The 25,146-nt window shown below is 48.0% G+C and carries 9 protein-coding genes; all 9 read right to left on the bottom strand.

The features are described from left to right. Positions 1-952: 952 nt before the first annotated feature. Complete coding sequence (locus PCH02S_RS01280; protein ID WP_127449276.1) at positions 953-1,975, bottom strand: S-layer homology domain-containing protein; 1,023 nt, start codon at positions 1,973-1,975, stop codon at positions 953-955. A 20-nt stretch (positions 1,976-1,995) separates the two neighbouring features. After that, positions 1,996-5,811 (bottom strand): polysaccharide lyase family 8 super-sandwich domain-containing protein, encoded by a 3,816-nt coding sequence (locus PCH02S_RS01275; protein ID WP_127449274.1) that lies wholly within the window; start codon positions 5,809-5,811, stop codon positions 1,996-1,998. 98 nt (positions 5,812-5,909) lie between these two features. Further along, on the bottom strand, positions 5,910-10,943 hold the full coding sequence (locus tag PCH02S_RS01270) for an Ig-like domain-containing protein (RefSeq protein ID WP_127449272.1): 5,034 nt from the start codon (positions 10,941-10,943) through the stop codon (positions 5,910-5,912). Positions 10,944-11,225: 282 nt separating this feature from the next. Further along, positions 11,226-14,741, bottom strand: a complete 3,516-nt coding sequence (locus tag PCH02S_RS01265) for a LamG-like jellyroll fold domain-containing protein (RefSeq protein ID WP_127449271.1) — start codon at positions 14,739-14,741, stop codon at positions 11,226-11,228. A gap of 380 nt (positions 14,742-15,121) precedes the next feature. Beyond that, positions 15,122-20,290, bottom strand: coding sequence for a discoidin domain-containing protein (locus PCH02S_RS01260; protein ID WP_127449269.1), 5,169 nt, complete (start codon positions 20,288-20,290; stop codon positions 15,122-15,124). A gap of 66 nt (positions 20,291-20,356) precedes the next feature. Then, positions 20,357-21,205 carry a carbohydrate ABC transporter permease gene (locus PCH02S_RS01255; RefSeq protein WP_127449268.1) on the bottom strand — a complete coding sequence of 283 codons (849 nt, stop codon included), beginning with the start codon at positions 21,203-21,205 and terminating at the stop codon, positions 20,357-20,359. 13 nt (positions 21,206-21,218) lie between these two features. Then, positions 21,219-22,172, bottom strand: a complete 954-nt coding sequence (locus PCH02S_RS01250) for a carbohydrate ABC transporter permease (protein ID WP_127449266.1) — start codon at positions 22,170-22,172, stop codon at positions 21,219-21,221. 81 nt (positions 22,173-22,253) lie between these two features. Beyond that, on the bottom strand, positions 22,254-23,642 hold the full coding sequence (locus tag PCH02S_RS01245; protein WP_307719918.1) for an ABC transporter substrate-binding protein: 1,389 nt from the start codon (positions 23,640-23,642) through the stop codon (positions 22,254-22,256). A 222-nt stretch (positions 23,643-23,864) separates the two neighbouring features. Beyond that, on the bottom strand, positions 23,865-25,139 hold the full coding sequence (locus tag PCH02S_RS01240; RefSeq protein ID WP_127449264.1) for an ABC transporter substrate-binding protein: 1,275 nt from the start codon (positions 25,137-25,139) through the stop codon (positions 23,865-23,867). Positions 25,140-25,146: the final 7 nt, after the last annotated feature.

Raw genomic sequence — 25,146 nt, 5'->3', positions numbered from 1 at the left:
GAATCTGATATTTTACTGATTTGTGTAATATTTTTACTTTTTGCTCCAGGAAATGAAAGAGGCTGCGCACCGCCAATAAACGACTTCGTCGTCCTTTAGGACGAGCCCGTTTGCCAAGGTAGAGCAATACTTTCTTATCTATTAATAAAGGTTGAGCTTTAAAAAGGACCTATTTCAGTGCCCATTAGTTCCTCGTTGAGGAGAAAGGAATCATTGGAGGAGTTAATTCCCTCCGTAGTTTAGCTTGTTAAGAGCCCAGTAGGAGCGAATTTTGGCGGAGGGGGCATCCACATAGGAGAGGTAAGCTGGCTAGCCACTTAGAGGAACTACAGGGCGCCATTCTAACAAATTAAGCCCGGTTTTGCGTTCAAGCGGAACTACAGGGCCCTATTTGACCGCCTAACCCCGATTTCTTCAAGAAAACCGACAAATAGAGGACGTCAGTTCCCCTCCACGTGAAGAGGGGCCTATTTCGATGAAATAGAGCCCTGTAGTTCCCATCCTGGGAGGAACCGTTGGAACGATAGCATCGACAGTGACAGCTATGTTGTATTTTGCGCAACCATTTGGCCGTAAAGGGGCCTCACTTCGCCTCTATATTGCACTTCATACAACGATTGTTGCATATAAACCGCTTACAATTCATCCTTTGCAACAAATGGTTGTATGGTGTGCAACGAAAGACCGCAATCGCGGTCTGACCCCACCATTACGTTGTATGTCATGCAACGTAGCCCTTCAACTTTGCTCCGCAGCCGTCTTTACAACGAAAAATATTTGTTTGAGTAGATTCGATTCCATACTTAGATTTTAATAAAAAAGTTAAATAAAGGTTGAGTCAAGGTAGAACGACGCAGAAGTATTTTTTTACTTTATTATCTATAAATGAAAAAGATTGCCAACCACCTGACCGGAACGGTCGGGTAGAAAGCAATCTCTTCGATTCAATAAACTATTTGACGTTTATTCCAGCTAACAACCTTTTCAGCACAACCACGGATTCGGCCCTTGTGGCATGCTCCTGCGGGGCAAATTCTTGCTCGGTTCGGCCATTCATGTAGCCAGCGTCCACAGCAAGCTCAACAACGTGTTTGGCCCAATCACTGACTAAGCTTTCATCCAAGAACTGGATCGAGGCGCCTGCCGTCATCTCTTCGACTTTCGTCCCCGTCACCTGAGCTTTCGCCCTCATGAGCATGGCTGTCATTTCTTCGCGTGTAATGTTCTTCTCCGGGGCAAACGTATCGTCAGCAACACCGTTGATCAGTCCTGCCGCATAAGCTTTCTTCACGGTGTCCTCATACCAGGAGCCTGCCGCGACATCCGTAAAAGGATTAACTGCAGCGCCATCCTTCAGGTTCAATGCTTTGGCAAGTAAGGTAGCAAACTGTGCACGTGTGACGTTCGTATCCGGTGCGAAATGCTCGTCATCCATGCCTTCCACAATCTGTTTATCGACCATCAACATAATATCCGACTTGGCCCAATGACCGTTAAGATCGTTGAAGATTTTAGTGAAATCGGCGGATTTGGTAAGCGCAATCGATTGATTTTTCAAATTGTGATCTACAATTTTCATAGAGGTCCATGTCACTTGAGAGGTTCCAACCTTCTTGGCTTTGAAAGTAATGGTACCGATGTCTATATTCCCCTTCTCGCCATCTACTTTCCCCACTTTGGTATGCGCAAATGTCACTTCGTTATTCTTCACAATAGGCGACACGGAGAAGCCTTCTATTTTGGTATCCGCCTTGACCACTTCAAGCTTACTGGCATCAAACGAGAATTTGGCTTCATAGGCATATAAATCCTGCAGATTTTCCCCCTGCAGCGTAACGGTGAATTCGCCTGTAGACTCGGCATCCGAGGTCTTCATCACGAATTGGGAAGCATCCTCCGCATAGGCCGGAGCGAGTAGTGCCAAGGAACAACCAAGATTGCAGACTAATGTAGCAAGTACGATTTTACGTCTCATTATACGTCATCCTCTTCTAGTTACTGGATTATTTTTGCGGCTACAAAGGCAAGGTCGTCAATATCGATATGACCATCGCCAATCACATCCGCTTTCTTAGCCTCTTCCCAATCCGGACTGTTTGTATCTTTCCCGTAATGGGCTGCAACGATGGCCAAATCGCCGATCGTCACTTTCCTATCGTTCGTAAGATCACCAGGAATGCCAGGGATTGGAGCCACTATCGCGACACGATAGCTGGAAGCCGCCGCTTCCGCTTCGCCCCCTGCTGAATCGCCTAAAACCGCCTTCGAAATCTCGACATTCCCCGTTTTATTTTCCGTAACTGCTTTGGCTCTGAACGTCAGCTCCACAACTTGCGCGTCCTCGCTAATAGCATGAGATGCGCCTTTACTGACAATGAAGAGTCGAAGCTTACCTGCTGATTGCCTAATCGGCTCCAAAATGGAAACACCCTCAATCATTGAGGTGGCAGATACGAATTCCATCGCATTCGCATCGTAATTCAAAGTGACATCCTGCGCAAATGCCGGCTGCGCCAGGTTCTTTAGCCCAACTGTGACCTTGAATGTTTCCCCGCTCGCTGCCGTGCTGCCGCCTGAAAGCTCAGTGGATAATGCTGCTGGAGGCGTACTTAACGTGACCTCAAGAACAGGGCGATACGCGGCATTGGCATGCTCCCTGGAAGCGTAACTTATGTCCCCTTTCGCTCCCTGATTCGAAGTAGAGGCAATCAACAGGGACATTTTCTTGTCCGCTGCAAGCGCTCCATGCACTTGCTTTGTTACATCAAATTGAGCCGGCGTATAGGCCGATGTAAGCGTCCAAGTCGCAAATGCCGCTCCTGCAGCAGGCTTATTGTTCCAGTTAACGGCCGCCTCTCCCCAGCTGTTATCCGCCACAAGCTGCGCCTGATTCGTTGTGCCGGACATACTCACTCCAACCGGAACGAGCGTAACCTTAGCGCTCTCTATAGCCCCTGAGATGGAAGCAAGATCGAATCGCAAGTACGATTGGCGTACGTATCCTGCAGCATCCTGCTTGGTGACCAGAGTATCTGCCGTCCCATAGTTCGTACCGGCGTAAGAGCCATCACGGACATACACATCCGCTTCAGGGAAGATCGTAACGATCGGAACCGGTGTGGCGGATAGCTCATTTGAAAGTCCGCTTTCACCGGATGCCTGATAGGCCGCCACGGCAAAATAGTAGGTTCGCCCCGTTTCCAAGCCAGTTACGGCAACTTGATTCGTGGAACTAACCGATGTGACATCGAGCGTTTTGGTGTAGACACCTGACGAAGTGCCATACTTCACTCGGTAACCAGCTGCTCCTTGTACCCCCGTCCAAGACAACACAACTTGCGAAGCGCCGCCTTCGGCACGGACCAAGACGGGTGTCTCGGTCGTAGAAGGCGCTTTCATACTAAACTTGGCTGCTAGTGTCTTGCCGGAAGCCCCGTTGGTTCGAACGCTCAGTTTAATCGTCGGACTGACTTGGGTAACCGTAATCCCAGGATCGAGGGAAAGGACTCCCGCTGCGCTGCGGTTCAATTCCACTTGAATCGTTCCTGTGTTCGCTTTCGTCGGATCGGAAATCCCGATGTGAATTTCCCCATCCGCTTCCAGCATTGTAACTGATGCTTTCTTGTCGCTTGTGATTAGTGGTTCATTGTTGGCATAAACGGTTTTCGTTACATCGTTCCAGAAATTAGCCCCAACCGCATGCAAAGTTGAATCTATTACTGCATGGGCGTCGGCTGAATTCTCCAGAATTTGAATATCCGGATTAGCCGCATAGCTTGCCGTTGCAGCTGCATCCTTGCCTGGCAGCACGACATAAGCGTAAGTCGCATTTGCAGGTGCTTTGCCATGATGAAATGCCAGGCTAAGATAAGAATTCGTCACTAGATCCGTGTTTCCTCCTGTATTAATCTGTTTCCATGTACCAGATCTGGATTCACGCAGTCCAGTTATGGAAGCTGTGCCTGGAAAATAATAACCGATATCGGAGCCTGGCACATTCCCGGACAAATGCGCCCAATTCGCGTTATTTATTGTTTCCGACCATCCAAGGCCGCTTGCTTTGGTCACGCCGTCTACAATTAGCGGATTATCGCCGCTTGCATTTAACTTGCGGTTCTCAACGATCGTTTCAACCGTACGTGCCGTGTCTGTACTTGCAATGCCAGAACCTACGGCGACGATTTGATCACCGAACATGAACCATGATTTCTTTCCTTGCAAGGGACTTCCCGTATTTTGAGAAAGCGAGAACTGCATTCCCGCTGAACCGTAAAGTTGGTCGACCGAAGATCCTCCCACCCATGTGTTCGGGTTCGCATAATTTTTCCAATCCACCGGTGTGCCGCTTCCAGAACCGTCTGTTGTCGTCCCAGGAAGACGATACATATTGACAGTAGCCCAGTAATTGTCGCTGTACTGTTTCAAATCATTGTTGTACAAGGTCGTCATGCCAACCCCCGTAAACCAGCCCTTGATATTTTCACCGTTGCCATATTCAAAGGCGGAAATACGAGGCGAGAACATGCTGATGCCCAGTCCAAAATGTTCACGAAGCTGGGCGACACGATCCATCCCTGGGAATTGGAACTGGCCTACCAGCTTGCCTTGAGGCGTTATCGCACCATCGCTCATCAGCTTTTTACCCAGGATCATGTCAAACATACTTGCACCCGTATAATAGTTCGCGAACGTTGTATCCGTTGAGATCCATTCCTTGACCATCCGCTTGATTTTCAGCGCTTGTTCAGCCGGCGCCCCTTCTGCCAGACGCAGCATACTCAGGATAATGGAGCGGCCCGTTGTATGATCGTTACCGCTTTGCCTTGTGATTCCTCGTCCTTTCAGGTTATCCATGCTGGCTCCCATATAAATTAGCGGCTTGTAAGATTCATCGACCCATCTGTACACATTAGCCACATTCGGGTCTGTAATGCTCCAAGAAGATCCGCTCAATAAGTACATGAGATCCGCCATTCTTCCGAGCAGCACATCCCCATATCCGCCTGTGTAGGCTACATATGTATGCTGAATAAACGATCCGTCTTCATAAAAACCGTCTCCGCTTTTCACATATAGAAATGCGGGACTCATCGAATCCCGGCCTTGGGTAATTTTGGCGCTCGATTTACCAATTACGCCGCGAAGAGATACCACATAGGCTTTGTCCAGTAAGTTCGCGCCTGTTTCAACGACCGAACTGGCGGTTCGTTTGCTGGGATTAGGCACGAACCGATCAATGGCCCGCATGTAATTATCAATTTGAGCCTGCGTCAAATCCTCATACATGAGCACGAGCGTGCTATTAACGAGCTGAGGCGTGCCGATTTCCCAGTCCCACCAATTGTCGTATTCGCTTTTGGATTCCTTGTAACGATTGGCATAAGCCCAATCCAAACCGCTGACGATATCATTTTTAAGATTTACATTGTGATAAAGAGGTGAACCGATCGTCGAATAAGCAAGGGCCATTTGATTTAAACGCGTAAAGTGGGAGGAAACTTCACTTGATTTCGTCGTGCTTTGCAAATCAGCCCATAAGTAGCTCCTGTTCGCAGCCTTATTCATCGTATCCCAGTAGCCGGTTAAATTCTCATTGCTTACGGCATCGCTCTTAAACTTGATGTTCACGGAAATATCCGGATCATTCGGATCATAACCGTTTCCACCCGTGAAATAGGTAAACATTTTAGCACGAAGCGCGTCGAATTCGTCTGCTGGATTGGATGCTGCTGCGGCATATGGAGCAAATGGGTTGACATAGATGAGAACGAGCAGCGTAAGAATGAGGTGAAAACGGATTCTGTGTTTCATTCGTACCTCCTTAGGCGGATACCTTCTGTTAATTAAGCTGGACATCACCTTGGCGAAAAGCTAAAAAAGAGGGGAGCACTTGACTCCCCTTGTATTTATTACTCTATTTTGGATGCTACAAACGCTAGGTCATCAATATCGATTTTACCGCTGGCCACAACGTCTGCTTTTTTCGCTTGCTCCCAATCCGGGCTGTTCGTATCTTTGCCATAGTTAGCTGCTACAATAGCCAAATCGCCAATCGTCACTTTCCTATCATTCGTGAGATCGCCCGGCATGCCTGGAGTCGGTGCAATAATGGATACGCTGTAGCTGGAAGCCGCTGCTTCCGCCTCTCCTCCTTGTGCATCCCCGAGAACAGCCTTCGGAACCGTAACGGTACCCGTCGTATTTTGCGTGACGGCTTGCGCTCGGAAGGTCAGCTCCGCCACAAGCGCGTTACCGCTAACCGCATGAGCTGTACCTTGACTTACGATGATCATTCTCAGCTTGCCTGCTGATTGCGTGATCGGTTCGATAATAGTGACGCCCTCAATCACGGATTTTGCAGAAACAAACTCCATCACATTGGCATCATATTGAACGGTCACATCTTGAGCCAATGCCGCTGTTGCTACGCTTTTCAAACCATATGTGACTATGAACGGTTCGCCGGACTGAACGCTGCCTCCTCCCGTTAGCTCTGTCGAGAGCGTCATCGGTGAAGCTGCAATATTTACTTTAATAACAGCCTCTTCAGAATCGGCTATACCGTCATTGGCTTTGAACGTAAACGAATCTATTCCCGTTGCGCCCGGGTTCGGTGTATACGTGAACGCACCTGTTGCCGGATCCGTAATTACCGCTGTCCCTTTCGTGCCATTAACGGCAATCGCATACGTCAGGCTATCCCCATCATAACGGCTGACCGATAAGCTGCCGGTATAAACAGCGTCTTGCACGGTGTTGACAGCTGAGCTTACGGCTGTAGGGCTCTCATATAAGGAGAGGGAGAAATCGTCGATGTACGCTACTTTTCCATCATTGCTTGCATTCGTATTTTTCCATGAATAAATGTTGGCCGATGTATTTGCAGCTCCTGTTTTGAAAATGATTTTACCTTCTGAGTAATCCAGTGTGCTGATTGATTTGGAAATCTGGCTGCCGCCATAATTTTTGACGCCGATGCTTTGCGTATTTCCAGCATCCATAACTTTAATCCAACCTCTGGCTACATAGTTCGTATTCGGCGTCAAACCGCTTACCACTTGTTCAGCTCCAGAATTGTTGCTCATGAATTTCACAGCATTGCTGCCAGAATGCACATGGGCAGGATCGCTGATAATGGCGGCTCCCGTACCATAAAATGAAGTCCAGCCAGGAGGCGGCGTTGTAGTACCGGCTTCGAAACCGCCGTTTTGGAGCAAGTTCGACTGCGCAATCGCTACCGTTACTGTTCCGATATTAGAATCGAGCAAGCCATCGGATGCTTTGAACGTGAAGCTATCATTCCCTGTAGCGCCTGGGTTAGGTGTATAGATGAAATCGCCTGTCGTATTATTCAACAGTTGAACCGTACCTAAAGACCCGTTGCTTACGATTGAAAATTGCAGCTGATCGCCATCAGGGTCGCTTGCAGAAAGCTTGCCTGTAACAGGACGGTCTACTTTCACGCTGTATTTCGCATTCGAAATCAATGGACGGTGATTCTCTCCCGTTGTGTCGCCTTGGTATTCGAAAGCTCCAATATCCGCGAATCCTTGATATAACGAATTGCCTTTATAATCTTTACCGCCGTTATTCGTTATCGCCATCCCTGCATTAATCGCAGGCGAGTCCGGTTGCAGCTCGTATGCATTGGCTGAAGCCAAACCTGCTCCTGCACCACCTGGATTCACAAACTTAGGTTCAGCAGTCACCTTGTTGACATCGTTAGGCTCATTCGCAGGATGAACGCCACCCGCTTCATAGAACACATTGTTGCTGAATAAAGCATTGCTCCAGCTGTTATTGAGCCAATTCGTTGGTGTCGTCGTGTTCTTGTTATAGAAAATATTATTATAGAAGCTATAACCGCTTTTCACCGTGTTGCCTGAACCCATAATTTGGTTCTTACTGCCATCATAATAAAACACATTATTGTAAATAGAGCCCGTTGTCTTCTCGTCAAATGCAAAGTGTCTGAAGATAATGCCGTCGTTCTGACTGACGTTGTAACGCAATACATCATTCTCATTGGTTCCCATCAGGAGCATAAAGCCCATCGGATTGTCATGGCTGTAATTGTATTGATAAACCGTATTAATCAGGAATTCGTCGAAATCAAAGGCGCATCCGTCCTGATTATTCGCAGGGCCTCCCGTAACCTCGTTGAACTGAATGAGCGTATTCTTGGCGACTGCCAGCCAAATTCCTGCAATGGCATTGCTGCTCGCAACCCGCGTACCGAATTTGTTCAAATAGTTATATTCCAGTACTGCCCCGTCCGTATCCCGTAAAATAATCCCGTCGCCGCCTACATCCTCCATCGTGTTGTGGGCAATGTAAAAGCCCGTGTTCCAATTGCCATATTTAAATGTGGCTGTCGTTGAGAAAGAATCATCGCCAACGTAGTTCGCATGAGCGGCAACACGAATGGCAACGCGATCGACTTTGCGAATCGTATTATTTTCAACCTTCACATCATTGAATCTGGCCTTAGTCACTTGGCTTGTTGGAGCCGTTCCTTTGACGACGCCGATAATGCCGCCATTTTCTTTAGGACCTGCATTGTTGTTGCCGTCAATATCATGAACATAACAGTTGCGGATATAAATGTGGTTATACACCCGATCGCTTTCATTGGCATCGATGGTAAAGAAAATACCCGCACGAAGCGCAGCAGAATCGTTATTTTCAACCGCAAAATTGTCATCATTCGTTACTTCTAAATTGTTGAGTTCCCAGTATTCCTGATTTTTCAGAAAAACAGCTCCTGAGTTGTAGGTCGTGGTTGAGTTGTAAATCGTTTGATCGAAATTATTCCCCTTGCCGTTAATCATAGGCCTGTTGCCTGTGCCATATTGGTCGATGATAATGGGATTACCTTCCGCTCCTGAACCCTTCGGCCATAATTGACCATCCCATGAATCGCCGGCTTTGAGCAAAATCTTGTCGCCGGGAATAAATGTCGTGCCGCTGACTTTATTCAAGGTTTTCCATGGTGTAGCTGATCTTAATCCATCATTCGTGTCATCGCCTGTGGAGGAACTGACATAGAAGGTATGGCTTCCTTGACCCGAAATTTGAATGTTCGTTTGCCCGACGACACCGCTGCCGTCTTGCGCCGTTGCTTTGACCGTTACGGAACCATTGTCTACGGCTGTCAACAAGCCGGTGCTGCTAATCGAAGCACTTCCGGTTCCATTCTCTACCGTCCAAGCTACATTGGTCGTTGGCGCTCCTCCAGGCAAAGCGGTCGCTCCCATTTGAAGTTGTCCGGCACGCGAAGTGATTTCTGTCGCCCCGCCTGCTCCTGTCACCGTCAGGGAGGTCATTTTAACATTGAACGTTAGCTGCAAAATATTGCTTTTCACACCGCTAGGATCATTGGCTGTCGCTTGAATTTGCACGGTACCTGCTTTGACTGGCGTTAGAACGCCCGCGCTCGAAATCGTTGCGACATCCGCCCCTTGCAGGATCGCCCAACTCACCGTTGGATCCGCCGTGCCAACCGGTATGACTTCAGCGCTCAGTGAAACAGGATCAAGCGTTGTAAAGCTTGTTGCTCCTGCTGGCGCTTGGATTGTGATAGCTGCTGCTTTAATCGACTGGCCTGTGATTGTAATTAAAGCGCTATCAGATAGTTCCGGCTTAACCGTAGAAGTCCCCGTTACCTTGACCGTCCCATTCCCCTTCGCAGACAATAAACCTGCTGCCGAAATCTCTGCGAGGTTCGTTGGCGTACCGTCTGCATTTTCGACTTTCCATGTGACCATGGAAGGTGCGCCGGCCGGATTTGCAGCAGCTGTCATTTGTAATGTACCTGCATCTGCTGTAATTACTGCCGCTCCACCTTGACCTGCTACTGTTAATCCTTCCAAATCAGCGGTCGTAACCGGGATCGACAGGGTTGTCGAGGTACTGGTTCCAAGCTGTGTTGTTTTGATATCGTCGTAGTAAGTTACCGCATTATTGGGCAACCAATTGCCCAGTAGAGCGACGTATTGATATTTCGTTTCCGCTGTAGTTGTACCAACCAAATTCCCGTCTATGTACATTTTGGCATCCGTGCCCGAAGTCAGATCCCATTTGAACTCATGCCATGCTGGCATTGTTCCACGATTTACGGACGTAGGAGAAAACGATGAACTCATCAATCTCGTAATAAACTTAGTCCCCGAACCCGTGGCACCGTCCCAATGTTCTCCCATGAGCAGGCCGGCTGATACATTCACGCCTCCAGATGTCGTTTTTGTCCCGACATAGATATTGTTTCTGGATTGGTCAGAAGGAGAAGCAGCCCCAGCAGATCCATTATAAAACCATGCTGTAACTACACCATTCAGCGCTGCGCCCATATCAACTCTTACGGTATTCGTTGTTGGTCCAGTACGGTTAGCACTGTACGTGCCGCTATGCGCTGGAATGCCTGCGCCTGTTTTGGCCACTACCGCCGTTGAGGTCGTTGTCGTGGCACTCGGGTCGTAGGTAAAGCTGCCGATATTCCCGCTTTCAAAACCTTCGAAATATTTCACATCCAAATATTTGATGTCCGCTTTAACATCCACAGGCACATTGCCCGCAGAGCCATCGTACGTCAAAATGCCTGTTGTATCATCAATCGTTACACCTTGTACGGTTGACGTATAATGAACGCTGGTGAGCTCAGGGTCTGTCGAGTTGGAAGCGGTCGTCTTTTTCAATTCAACTTCCGTTCCATTGCTCATGCGAGCCATTATCTTTAACTGAACTTGCTCGCCGAGCGTCGCGATTTGCGCTTTGTCAGCTACCACATAGGTACTTACTACCGTGGGGATGGCTGATGGCGAAGGAATGACTGCCGCATAGGCTTTTTGGCTGCTGTTCCCAAGAGGAACATTCACCACATTGGCGGCCAAAAGCGCAACGGCACCCAGAGAAACAGTGCGTTTAAACGTTTTAATAAAGTGCATGATTCACGGCTCCTTTGTATCGTATGAGAAGCGATTTTCTTCTCCATATGATACAGTACGTATTGTCCAAATCGTGTGCATTATCTTTACTTTTTCGTTTAATTTCTTTACTTGTTTAGCACAATGGATTCGACATTTTTTTCTGAAAACATGAGTTTTTGTAAAATGATGACACATTTTGTATCAGAACCTACAAACATTCACGCACGTTGAGAAAAGAGGTTAAAAAGGAGATCAGAGAAAGGCTCTTTAAAGGCTCTCCTCTGATCTCTGCATGTTCAATTATTGGATGATTTTCGTTGCAATCGCTGCGAGGTCATCGATGTCAATGACGCCATTGCCACTTACATCGGCTGCCTTCACATCCTGCCAATCTGGGCTTGCTGTTGATTTACCATAATTCGCAGCTGCAAAAGCAAGGTCACCGATGCTCACTCTGCCGTCATGGTTAATATCGCCTGAAGTGCCCACTGTTATATTCACTCCAACGGACGATACTGCTGCTGCCGTTTCCGTGCCCGTGCTGTCAGCGAGCATAGCGCTTGCTACCGTGATCGCTGCGGAAGCCGACTGTGAGATCGATTTTGCCCGGAAGGTGACCTCGACCAGCGCTGTCTCTCCCGTAATCGCATTCCCTGCCCCTTCGCTAGCTAGAATAAGCCGTAATTTACCTGACGTATTCTTCGTAACGACTAGACTTACTTTATCTTTCACCGACTTGGCCGACACGAAATCCAACAAGCTATCCTCATAATTGATCACAAAATCTTCGGCATAAACTTGACTCGTCACATTGTTCAGTCCTAAACGAACAACGAATTCACTGCCTGGCGTGACAGAAGAAACACTGCTGAGCGTCGTCTCCGCACTGGAAGGTACGCCTGCTTCCACAGTCACTTGGCTTGTCGCCTGAAAACCGCCGTCAACGCTTGTGGCTGTGATCGTTACCGTCCCTGATTTAATTCCGGTTACAATACCTTTACCCGCTTGATTCTCCACGCTCGCTATCGTCGTATCACTGCTGCTCCAAGTGACATTCTTATTGCTCGCATTCACTGGCATTATCGTAGCCGTCAACGCTGTTGTCAGCCCTTGTTTTACCGTTGTTGTGGATTTATCAAGCTGCAAACCTGTAACTGGAACTTGCACGGATGTATCCTCGCGCACAGCACTCTTTAGATTCGGGAGAGCTTCTTGTCCTTGCGCATTGGCAACTACGGCTGTTTCCAATGAAGCGGTAGCAGACACGTCTTGCGCTGTCGCTTGGATCTTCAATAAAGCTGCATCCGGTGTAATGCCGTTGTCTGCGCTTAACACAACTCTTGTTTGTCCATTAGCGGAGTCGCTACGAATCACCTTCACACCTTCTTGAACGGATTCTACCGCCGTTACGTTCAGCCCGTTCGTTGCAACGACAATGTCCATCGCTTTGGCAGGAGACACCGTATTGCTGACAGCCAGCTCATAATACTTGAGCTGCTGTGTTGTCGGCGCTACCACTTTCGTCAGCTGTAAATTAGGCGCATCCGCTTTGTTCTGATCCTTCTGTGCCACGAACATGCCGTTAATCCCTTGGGAATCACCGATGGTTCCGTTAATGCCCAGCGCCTTCAACACCGTGGCAGCCAAATCCTTGGTCGTTCCACCTTGCAAAACTTTCTCCTTGCCCACATCGGTTGCCACCGTTCTTCCATTTGCCGCAAAGAAAATCGTTGTCGCCAGCGGAGAATCCTGTCCGTGTGAAGTCGCGCTTCCCAGCGTCGTATTGGCGTTCTCCGTACCTCCGCCGTGATCCGGCAGCATGACGATCAAGGTGTCATCCAGCAAGTTTTTGTCTCGCAGCGCGTTGACAACTGTTCCTACGTTCAGATCCGTCTTCGTCAGCTGCTCATAATATTGCTTCGTGTAAAAGCCAATACCATGTCCCGCATGGTCCATATCGTCGAATTGGATGAACATAAGCGATGTATCGAGCGCTTTACCGCTAGCCACATATTGCGCGAAAGCAGCTGCGTCCGCTTCATCGTTTCCTGTTCCAACTTCAACGCCCACAGACGGTTCGATATGCCCGTCCAAAATGTTTTTCCACTGCGCGAAAGCGACCATTTTCTTGTTCGGCAATGCTTCTCGTACCTTTTTGAAAACGGACGGATATGGAGAGGTTTCCGAATAATAATAGAGTCCGCTTTCCGTATTGTTGATTTGATGTTTGCTAAAGTCAACGCCATTCAACATAGCGCCCCAGTTCGGGGATGAGCTGGATGGCAGTGTCGTTTTGGCTGTGTAGCTGACAGCGCCTTTCTCAATGAGACTACGCAGGTTAGGTGCAATCTGCCTATTGCCGACCTGCTCCTTCAGGGAGCTTGGCGTCTCCCAATACGGCGCATTGGGCATCACGGACAAACCGCCGCCATCCATGCCGATAACGACAACCCTTTTATACGGAACGTATTGCGCATTGCTGGCAATTGAGCTCTGTAACTCGGCGGAATTTCCTTGTGCAAGGGCAAGGTCGCCAACCGTGACAACGCCGTCCTTATTCAAGTCTTCCGTGGCTTTCGGATGAATTTGAACCGTCTCCGGCTGCGTATTCAACATTTCATTCAGCATTTTGGTCGTGCCGGCATAAAACTCTGCTTTGCTTATCTGAATTTGCCCTTGCCCGGAAGCCCCTTTTGTTTTGAAAAACACTTCAGAAATTCTCGATTTGCTGTATTCAAGCGGATTTGTTTGGCCGTAAACGATGCCTCCAGGAATAATCAACTTCACGATTCCAGACGTGGATGTATCTGCGGATACAGCGTTCGTTGCATTTACAAACTCGAATAAGTTGCTGTCATAAGCGAGTTCAATGACTGATTTATCCACCGCCGTGCTCATCGTTGGCGTGCGCAGATCCAAATTAACCCGGAATGTACTCCCTTGTACGGCATGTTCAGCGCCAATCAAGTTCAACGAACCTTTAAAGTTTTCATTCACCTCTATCGGAGGCGCACTATTGAACATATCCCCGACTTCCTGTGCAGTGACAGCTCGTTTAATGACTTGCATTTCATCCACTTGCATGTCAAACGTGCTTACCTCGTAATTCCCTGTGCCATCGTTGCCGATCATCGTGGACAATCCCGAATCAATCGTTCCCGTTCTGCCGGCAATATTCATACTGCTCGATATGCTTTGATATAACGAGCCCGTTTTCACCGAAATGGCTACCGGTACTCCGTCTTTATAGAAATCCGCTCGTCCAGTCGTTCGATCATGGGAGACGACGATATGATGCCATTTCCCATCAGCTACATTCGGAATCTCCGCATCCGCTCGCGACCCACCCTGCGTGTTATAGTTCCATTTCAAACTATTATTCGGCTGTAGAGATAGGGCATAACCTACATTGCTGCCGCTAGCCCAGTTTTTATTTGCAATAACCGGCGGATCATTAGCTACACCAGGTGACTTCACCCAGAACGCTAATGTAAAATTTGTACCTGTGCCGAATTGCAGATTAGCCGGCTTGCCCAGATTCAGATATTGCCTGTTCGCACTTGTCGAGTTGAGATTGAGTGCTTTCCCTTCTCTTCCGGCCACATAAATTGGATTCCCCGCTGCTGTGACATTGGTTGCGTTTGTGGAGCTGTCGACAGCATTGTCCTCAAACTTCAATTGAAGCGCAAAGTCCGAAGCAACGACTGCGGCATAGGCGGTTTCCGCCATAAATGGCAGCGTAACCGACAAACTGGAAGTTGCTAAAAGCGTAGCTGTTAACGTGGACATGAAAACTTGCTTTAACGTTACTTTCACTTGGACATCCTCCCGAAATAAAGTAATAGTTTTTGCTGCTTGCCAGCACGTTCACAAAACTAAAACAATACAAAAACACAAAATAACAACTTGTTACTCTGTGATCTTATGCGAGAGAAGGGCAAATGACAAGTACTTAAACTAAATTTTACAAAACAAAAACAATGTAAATACACACAATAACAACCTATTAACCTGTTAGTTTATTCGAGATAATTAGCGATCGCAATACCTTCGACAAAAGTTCCTAACATTCGTATTTTTTCAGCTTTTAATACTTCACTTCCTAAGTCTTTCGAACACAACGGCCGCTATATGCACGAAAATAGTCCCAAAAGAGGAGACCCTCAATGAATCTGGCAAGGGTCTCCTTTCTCTGTTTATTCCATGATTTTCGAAGCAATAAAGGCCAGATCGGAAATTTCAATCTCTCCGTCATTGTTGAAATCCAAGTGTTTAATGCTCGCCCAATCCGGACTTGACGTGTTTTTACCGTAGTTAGCTGCCAGCATGCCCAAATCGCCGATCGACACTCTTCCGTCGTTGTTCAAATCGCCAGGAGTGCCGGCAGGAATTGGTGTTACTTGAACGCTTAGGGACGAATTTAACGCTTTGATCTCGTTACCCAGCTCATTCCCAAGCGTAGTGTCCGTCACTTCAATGAAGGTCGTAATAGCCGTAGAAGTCAATTTGGAGTTAAAAGTAAGCTTTAACAATTGCGCATTGCCTGTTACGGCGTGACCTGCGCCTTGGCTGGCGGTGATCAAACGAATTTTACCCGATCCATCATTCGTTTTTCGCACGATGCTAAGATTCGGATACACCGGCTCCACCGATACGAATTCCATGACATTCGGATCATAGGTTAATGTGATATCTTCCGCATAAGCTTGCTGCGCCACATTGTTAACGCCATAAGCGACTTGGAGCGACTGTCCGCCTTGAATGCTGGAACTACTTCCCGTTAATGTTGTATATGGAGCTTGTGGGGCAACCACTGTTACTTTGATAGGTGCAGACGCTTGCTTCCCGCCATACGTTGCCGTAACGACCGTTTCCCCTTGGGAAACACCCGTGATCGTACCGTTTGCTAGCGTAGCCAGCAGCGTATTGCCAATTTCCAACACGGATGCAGTTGTCACATCTTGATTAGTTCCGTCCGAATACTGTGCAGTAACCTTAACAGGTTTGGATTGCCCTTGCTGCACTTCATAGCTTGCTGCATCAAAAGCGATGGTTTGCAAAGTAGGCACCGGTACTACAACCACCCTATACACATTCAGCTCTGAAGCAGAAGCGAAGTTGCCTGCGCCAGCCGTTGCTTCAAGCTTGATGAATGCAGCAGAAACGGGTGCAAAATTCACTTCTTTCAGGCTGTTATTTTGCAGCCATGCTCCACTCGCAACTTTCGTATACTGATTGCCGTCGTCGCTGACATATACGTTATAAGCGGTAATTGTACCATTAGCGGCATCCTGACGAGGCGTGTATTCCAATTTGCTAACTTTGTTAGTTCCGCCTAAATTCAAAACGATCGATTGTGGCAGCGGATCAACGTTAAACCATTTGATGTGCCACCAAGTGGTCGGATCTCCGTCAATCGCCAAGTTCGGCTCGTTACCGGCCTGGAAGCTTGCAGCCGTCGCCGTCATTTGTGTTTGCGGGATTTTTACCAAACCGGTTTGTCCCGTTACCGTAACATCTACCGTAGCTTTATAACCGCCTTCTGCCGTAGTTGCGGTGATCGTAGCTGTTCCTGCTCCTTTCGCAGATACGACTCCGTTCTCATTTACCATGGCAATCGCAGGGTTGCTTGTGCTCCAAGTCACGCCTGTGTTGGCTGCATTCAGAGGCATGACAGTCGCTTCCAAGGCAATAGGTGCATCAAGCACATTCATCGTCATCGCCGAACGATCAAGCGTAATGCCCGTTACCGGCGCTGTTCCGACGATCGGCAAGCCGATCAGCTTCACGTCCGCAATGCTAGCCTTCGTATTCGCGTCAGGCAGTCCTGTAATCGTAATTCTCACATAACGTCCTTGGCTGCCAAACGTATCTTTGAGGACTGGCGCTGCTTCCGTATTGTTCATACGGTTTAGAACCTGAATCCAATTGCTGCTGCCCGCTTCACGGACTTCCAGCTTGTATTTGTATACTTTATCGCTTTGTCCGAGGGCGATCTCCAGCCCTTGGATAGCATGCATGCTGCCCAAATCAGCGGACCATACATGGTTAGCGTTCGTATCACCCGCCATCCACATCGTATCCATTTGGCCATCATTGGCGTTACTTGCCGCGAAGGAAGGGTCCGAGCTGTCTGCCGATGCCGGTTTACCTTTCAGAATGTCCCCCAAGCTTGGCGGTGCCTGCGGAGTTTCATACACATCAAGTTCAGATGCTGAGGCGAACCCGCCTACGGCGACTACAGCCTCTAACTTCACATAACGAGCGTCAACCGCTTCGAATTGAACATACTTTTTGATATTATTTCGAGTCCAAGAACTCGAACTAATTTTTGTATAATTCGTGCCGTCGGTGCTGACATACAGATTATAGGTTTGAATCGTGCCATTCCCAGCGTCCGTACGCGGTGCATAACGGAATTGGCTAATGTTGCGCACCTTGCCCAAATCAACAATAATCGATTGCGGCAATTTGTCTGAGCCATCCCATTTCGTGTGCCAGACGGAGTTGGCGTCGCCATCAATGGCTTTGGACGCTTCGCTGCCCGGCTGGAAGCTTAACGCTGAAGCCTTCAGCTGATTTTTCGGAATCGCCAGAGGTACAGGCACAGTCCCATCCCGGTACACATTTAGCTCAGCCGCTGCCGCAAAACCATTAACGCCAGCTGTTGCTTCCAATCTGACATATTGCGCTTCAGTGGTAGGGAACGTCACGGTTTTTTCCTGCTTATCCGCATTCCATGTGCCGCTGGTTACCTTCGTATAATTGGTTCCATCTGTACTCACATAGATGTTATAAGCTGTGATAATGCCATCCGTGCCTAGATATTGTCTTGGCAGGTACTTCAGTTTATTCACAGAGAATTTGGTGCCTAAATTCAGTGTAATGGACTGTGGCAATGGTGCGCTGCCGTCCAGTTTCGTACTCCACACCGTTTCCGTGCTTCCGTCAAGCGCATTCGCTAAAGGAGAAGTCGCATCTGTACTTGTCGCTGTTGCCACGATGTCTCCTTGCGGGATTTTCGTTGGGTCGTTATCCGGCTCCGGAAGTGTAATGACCGCTGCATCGGTCAATGGTGTCATATCCGCTTCAAAGCCGGCTACTTTCAATTCAAATCCTTGATTCGACGGCATATCCGGCGTTTTCACATAGAGGATACCGCCTTTATCTGCCGCATCAAAATACCAGCCGCTTGCTGATGCCGCCAACTCCGTTTTACTTGCACGCTCCGTATAAGCGGAACCACCAATAGCCACACTAGCCGGTTTCACGTGCATGTGAATTTGGAATTGATTGGTGCGTGCCGCCAGCTTGCCGTTGTAATCGTCAATGCTTGCTCCTACTTGAACCTTCAAATCGCCGGTTCCAGCTTCCGGAGCGATGGAAGTAATTAATGTTTTCGCAAATTTGCCATTGCGGTGTTCTCTCGTTACCCCATCATCCTCATACATTGTGAAAGATGAAGTTTTGTAAGGATAGATATCGTACGTTATCGGATTAGGCGGCACTTGGCCGTCATAAAGCGTTTCCGGATACATCGGAATAATGGCGCCGGCTTTGACGAGCAGCGGCACACGGCTCAGCGGAGCGCTGTATTCGTCCAGCATTTTGGAACCGTAGTGCTCCGCACCCGTCCAGTAGTCGATCCATTTGCCTTTCGGCAAGTAAATCCCGTTCCTTACGGTCGTATCTTTGTAAACCGGTGCTACGAGCAGGGACTGCCCGGACATGAATTGATACTGTGTTAATGTATTTTTCGTATTCGGATCGTTCGGGAATTCATAGACCATCCCTCTCGTGAACGGGGCTCCCGATTCATAAGCTTCATTCAGATAGGTGTAAAAATAAGGCGTTAAACGCTGTCTAAGTTTTAAAATATCACGGTTATAGCTTGTATAAGGCTCTCCGTAGCGCCATGGCTGTTTATCCACGGAAGCCCAACCGGACATGCTCATCAGAATTGGTGTAAACGCTTTCCATTGTAAATCACGGACATAAGTTTGCGCGCTGCCGCCAAAGATCCCATCCACGTCACCGGTTGCGTAGGTCATGCCTGACAAACCGGCGCCGATCATCGAAGGAATGTGGAAGCGGATGTATTCCCAGTTCCCGGATTGATCGCCGGACCATACGGTTGAATAGCGCTGTGTGCCTGCCCAACCGCCAACGGACCACACAAATCCGCGAGAGTCAGAGTTGCTCTCAACGCCTTGATGCGCCTGCTTCGTTGCATCCAGCGCAAAGTCGTATCCAGGCCCGACCCACGCTACGTCCAGCTTATTCAAACGAGTACCGGCCACGCCTACTTCAGTGGCGATATTCGCAAGACCGTTTTGCGTCCACAAGCCGGTGTAAAAGCCCAAATCATGAAGCTGCGCTACGGTGCTCGGCAGCTGCACATATCCGCAGCCATAACCGTCATTCGGCAGCAGCCAACCGCCCGGCATGTCATTGTTGCGGAAGCCTTGCGCTACCTTCAGAACATCCGGCGTCGTCAGTTTATTCGGCTTGTTCGCGCCAGTATTGCTTGTGTTGTAGCAATCCGCATCCCCCATGCTCATCCCCCATCTAGGAATCAGCGAAGGTTTGCCTGTCAAATCGGTATAACCGTTCAGGATGTCCTTCATGGTATCGCCGTAAAAATAGTACGCATCAAAACGATTTTCATTGTGCGTCAATTGTGCAGGACTGCCGAAATCGTAGGTACCGTCTTGGAACGTATTCCGCAGTACGCCATAACCAGCCGTGCTCAAGTAAAACGGAGATGGATTGGAGACCGTACCGCTGCCCCAATCGCCAAAGTTTTTGGCGATCTTGATCGTCTTATCCCGGTGAGAGAAAAATCCATTTTGCATGCCTCCGCCGTAGTAGTACTCATCAGTACCTCTGACAAGCTTCTGAGTTGTAGAGGATGAGCTGTAGTTTAACGGTGACTCCTCTTGCCAAACAACGGTCGTGTTGTCGCTTTTGTACATTGCGAATTTCAGCGGGCTTTTGTAAGCACGTAAAACAAATTTGCCTGTCGTGATTTTGTAGTAGCTGCCCTCATCTGTCCAATCCACAGCGACCGGGCCGAAATCCTCCTTGACCACGATTGGCTCTTTGGGTGCAGACGAGCTTCTGCCCGCTAGCGTTTGGAAATTCCCGCCTACACCAAGCCAGATTCGAACCATGTCGTCGCGATTAAAAATGACCTTCACCTTATCGGAGCCCGATGTGATGGTGAACGTCTTCGCGTCCGTCTTCTCGAAGTTCGTGATGTCGCCAACCGCTGCCGCATGTGTCGTGGTCCCGCCCAGAAAGATGATGGCTACGACGAACATCAGGCAAAAAACAAAACCAAATGCGTGTTTAAGCGTCTTCACTTCCTACACTCTCCTCTTCATTTTCAACCTCATATGGCTAAACGACCGAGGGATACCATGTTGCTGCTAACCCTTTAATGCCCCAGCCGTAATTCCTCCTGTAATCTGCTTTTGAAAAATGCTATAGAATACAATGGTCGGCCCCATGGAGATAATCAGGGCTGCAAAGAGGGGGCCCCACTCCGTTCTGTACTGCATTTCCCCCTGCATAACCGCAATGGCTACCGGGATCGTATATTTGGTTGGATCATTGATCAGTACAAGCGCGAACACATATTCATTCCAAATATTCAGCACCGTAATGATCGCTACGGACATCAATCCCGGCTTGGCAAGCGGAAGCATGATCCGGAAGAAGATGCCATAATGAGAAGCCCCGTCAATCGAAGCCGCTTCTTCAAGTTCACTTGGCAGCGATTTAAAAAAACTGACGAGGACAAAAACCGCAAACGGCACGGCAGTAACCATGTAGACTAGGATGAGACCGAATAAATTGTTCGTTAGATGAAGATCATTCAACAAAAAGAACAGGGGAATGATCCCCAGAAACGTCGGTATCATCATATAGGAAAGGTACGAATAGTACAGTAAACCATTTCCTCGAAAAGTAAACCGAGCAATGACGTAAGCAGTCGTAGCCGACAAGAGCACACCCAGGACTGTGCTGACTACTGTCACAACAAGGGAGTTCATAAAATTTTGGCCAAAATGATATTTTCCCCACACGAACGAAAAATTCGACCATAGTAAAGGGAAGTTTGGCAAGTCCCACGGTTTGCCAATAAAGAACTGCTGATTATCTTTCAAGGAACTGAAAATGGTCCAGAGCAGCGGATACAAAATGCAAATGGACCAAGTGATCAGACACACTTTGAAAAACACGCGAAATGCCGGATTCATCATACGTTGACTCATAACCATTACTCCTCTACGTTAATTCAATGGTTTCTCTCTTCATTAGTCTCTGCAGGGTCGCTGTCGTGATCAAAGAAAGAACCAGAATAAGAACGCCAATCGCAGACGCATAGCTGAATTTGCCGAACTTGAAGGCATTCAAATACAAATAGGAGCCCATAACCTGTGTGGCATTATCAACTCCGCCTTCAAAGGTCATGATCGTCACGATGACGAATGAGCCGTTCAGTGTCGTCATCACAATCCAGACCACGGATGTCTTGATCTGCTCCCACGAAAGAGGAAGAGTAATAAGCCAGAATTGCTCCCACTGCGAGGCGCCGTCGATTTCGGCGGATTCAAACAAGGATGACGGAATGCTAAGAATGCCTGCGACGAGCAAAATGATGGTAAATCCGATTCCTGCCCAGATGGAAGGCGGCAGAAGCGCGAATATCGACCATTTATCGCCTAACCAAGCGAAATCGAACTTTTTATCCGTAAATAAAGAGATAAAAGAATTCAGAAATCCAAGGTTCGGATTATACACATACCGCCAGAGAACCCCTACGACAACTACGGAGAGCACATTGGGCAAAAAGAAAATGATCCGATAGAAGCCTGAACCTCTGATGTTGAGCCGAGTAAGCGCTACCGCGAAGAACAAGGACAAAACCATAAAGCCAATGACTTTGCCGATGACTAGAATGTAGTCATTTCGAATGGTTTTCAAGATCACACTGTCATGGAACATATCATTAAAATTGCCAAGACCGATAAAATTATAGGTCTCCGAACCGCCCGACCAATCAAACAGGCTTAGATAAATCCCTTTGAACATCGGGTAGACGGTAAAAACGAGATAAAGCAGCAAAGTCGGAAGGATAAAGGAAAGAATGAACATATTCCGCTTCATCTTCGCAGTTCCGGTTCTACCACTCATTTTCCGATCTATCGGGCCAGCTGCAGCTGTCTTTCTCTCTTTCATACTTCCCTCCTATCTAAAATCCCAACTGATAAGGGGAAGCAGGCAAGCTTCCCTGCTTATCAGTCAGATCCTTATGGTGACTTATTTCTTTTCTTTCGAGCGAATTTTGTCAGTTGCTTCTTCCATGCGATCCGCCCACTGCTGAGGTGTAATTTCACCTTTGGTAAGTGCAATTGTCGCGTTGTTTCTCGCTGTTACCAGTTCTTCCGGGATGACGATTTCAGGTGCAACAACGGTATTTGGTGAGTTATAGAACTTGGCTGCTTCTTTGGTTAAAGCCGGTGCATTCGTACCTTCCAGATCCGCTTTAATGTTGGAAGGAGCTTTGGAAAGCTCTGCCCATGCCTTGCTTTGTTTCTCAGTGAAAATAAATTGCATGAACGCTTTGGCTGCGTCAGGATTTTTCGCTTTTTTCGCGATAGCCACTGTGGAGGTGTAAGGGTTCGCTACGAACTTGCCGCCTTTGTCTTGGCCGATGGAAGGCAGGAATCCGAACTCGAATCCAGCTGGAATATCCTTGGCCATCTCGCTTTCAACCCAGATGCCTGTCGGGATGAATGCTGCTTTATGCTGCAGCCATTGGGACTGGGAATCGGTGTGATTCAGCGCCGGAGACCCTTTATCAATAAGCCCTTTGTCTCTCATTTCCACGATTTTGGCGAGTGACTTCATGACCGGTTCGCTCTTCCAAACCCCTTTTTCAAGACCATTAATTTTCTTGAAGATTGAGGTATCGTAGTTGTTCATAGCGATAATCGTCGGGTCCAATAAGCCCCCATTGATGTAGTAAGGATACACCCCTGTATGAATGTAATCGCTCATTTGACCGTCTGCTTTGATTTTCTCTCCTAAAGCCATGAAGCTCTCGAAGTCGGCAGGCGCTTGCCAGCCTTTGCTTTTGAATAATGCTTTATCGTAGAACGTGCCCCATGATCCAAAAACAAGCGGTACGGCGAAGGCTTTACCTGGTTTATATTCTTCCGGCTGAGCGATCAATAGATCGAGAATCTTTTTACCATCTACGTTTTTGGCATCCTTCAGCCAGTCCGTAATATCCATAAGCTGATCGTCCGTTACCATTTGCCTTGTGTTAGAGCCAGCTCCGTCGATGTAAACGAAATCGGGCGGATTGCCTTGCAGCCAACGTGGCTTCATTTGATCATTAATTTTTGCTCCGGCGGATTCTTTAATCTTCAAGTCCGGATTTTGCTTTTGGAAATCGGCAATGGCTTGTTTCCACCAAGCGTCGCCATAGCCGCCGACAAAATATTGAATTTCAAAGTCACCGGCAAGCTTCGTTCCCTCCGGTTTGGCGCTGTCAGCCGGCTTCGCGCTTTCCACAGGCTTAACGCTTTCAGCTGGCTTCACAGAAGCCGTAGTCGTATTCGCGTTATTACTTCCGCAGGCCGTTATCAGCAGCACCGTCGATAACACCATACCCCATGTCATTGCTTTTTTTGGCTTCATCATCGTATAGACCTCCCAAGAGTTTTGCGGAGCCAACGTGCAGGAAAGCGTCCGCTTCTGGTATTTGCAATTCCTTTACACACTTTAATCATAGTAATTTCCCGCCTATACAACCATTGAATTTAGTACTGTAAATAGGTGAAAATGTACTGTCTTTTCCTTGTTTTTGGACGACGAAACAAAAGCCAGGAATCATTTCCTGACTTTTGTGCAACATGTATAAAATTAGCGACTCTTCTCGAGCGCGATATGCTGCAGCCTGTCAAGTGCCTGTTTGGGCGTCATTTGACCAAGCAGCACCGTCTGCCCCATATTTCTAGTTGCGTTAAGGACCGCAGACCACGCCGGATGATTAATCGGGTAGAACTTCGCATTTTTGATCGCATTTAAATTTTGTTTTATCAAGGTATCATCTGCCGCCATTTTATCCCCCACCGTCCGAATCGTAGGCAGAAATCCCTCCCTGAGAACAAATTCTTCATACCGGGCGTCTTCATAAATAAAATCAAGAAATTTAGACAACGCGTCCTTATTGGTATGATCGGTTTTGAACGACATCCATACATCCTGTACGCCAAGCACCATAGGCGTCTGGCCTTCTTTAACGGGGATCGGCCCTTTGGCCCATTTTAAACCAGGGAATTCCTGCGGCACGACAGCCTCGAAATAATTTCCCGAGATCAGCATACCTAGTTTGCCGTTCCCTAGAATTCGCTGTTTTTCATCACGCGTCGTAATCGCCGGCTCTGGATCCGTCAAGCCCTTGTCATACAAACTCTTGAGGAATGTCAATCCTTCCACATTTTCGCGTGAATTAATCGTCCATTCGCCATCCTTCATCCAGCCCCCTCCTGCACCGTAGAAGAAATAGGAGAGGTACGCCCATATTTCATTATCTGTCAGATCGACGCCAAAACCGTCTACTTGCTTCCTGTTTTTGATGAGGCGTGCTCCTTCTTCTAGACCCGTCCATGTTGTAGGAGGCTCTGTCAGACCGACATCATTGAAAATATCTTTGTTATAATACAATTCCCGGAGTGTTGTTACATAAGGAACTGTATATTGCACGCCATTCATCTTACTGCTGTCCATCAGATAGGGGTAAAATTTATCCTTCAATCCCGGGGAGATAAGTTCATCCATGTTGTTGAGAAGTCCATCTTTTGCGAAATGTGCGTAAATGTTCGTGAGCAGTAAATCCGGAGGCTGATTGCGGCTAATCATTGTATTATACGCACTGTCCAGAATGTCCCAATTGATGACCTGCAGCTCCACCTTAATATTGGGATACTTGACTTCGAATTCCTTTACGACATTTTCAAAATAAGGCCTCGTAGACGCGCTATATTCAGGGGCCACAAACGAAATAGTCGCTTGAGCCTCATGATCGGTGGAGACTGGAAGGCGTGCATCTCTCCACATACATCCCGTTAACAGCGTGGTCGTCATTTGAAGGAATACTAGCAAACATACTTTTGTACGTCTATGTAAGTTTCTCACCGGTTCG

It is taken from the genome of Paenibacillus chondroitinus NBRC 15376 (assembly GCF_004000765.1).
Lineage (GTDB): Bacteria > Bacillota > Bacilli > Paenibacillales > NBRC-103111 > Paenibacillus_E > Paenibacillus_E chondroitinus.
Note: the sequence above shows the minus strand (reverse complement) of the source record. Positions and strands in the feature narration are given on the sequence as shown.

Excerpts from the sequence above, each read along its gene's own strand:
- PCH02S_RS01280 (WP_127449276.1), bottom strand. The coding sequence starts at position 1,975 with ATGAGACGTAAAATCGTACTTGCTACATTAGTCTGCAATCTTGGTTGT.
- PCH02S_RS01275 (WP_127449274.1), bottom strand. The coding sequence starts at position 5,811 with ATGAAACACAGAATCCGTTTTCACCTCATTCTTACGCTGCTCGTTCTC.
- PCH02S_RS01270 (WP_127449272.1), bottom strand. The coding sequence starts at position 10,943 with ATGCACTTTATTAAAACGTTTAAACGCACTGTTTCTCTGGGTGCCGTT.
- PCH02S_RS01255 (WP_127449268.1), bottom strand. The coding sequence starts at position 21,205 with ATGAGTCAACGTATGATGAATCCGGCATTTCGCGTGTTTTTCAAAGTG.
- PCH02S_RS01250 (WP_127449266.1), bottom strand. The coding sequence starts at position 22,172 with ATGAAAGAGAGAAAGACAGCTGCAGCTGGCCCGATAGATCGGAAAATG.
- PCH02S_RS01245 (WP_307719918.1), bottom strand. The coding sequence starts at position 23,642 with ATGATGAAGCCAAAAAAAGCAATGACATGGGGTATGGTGTTATCGACG.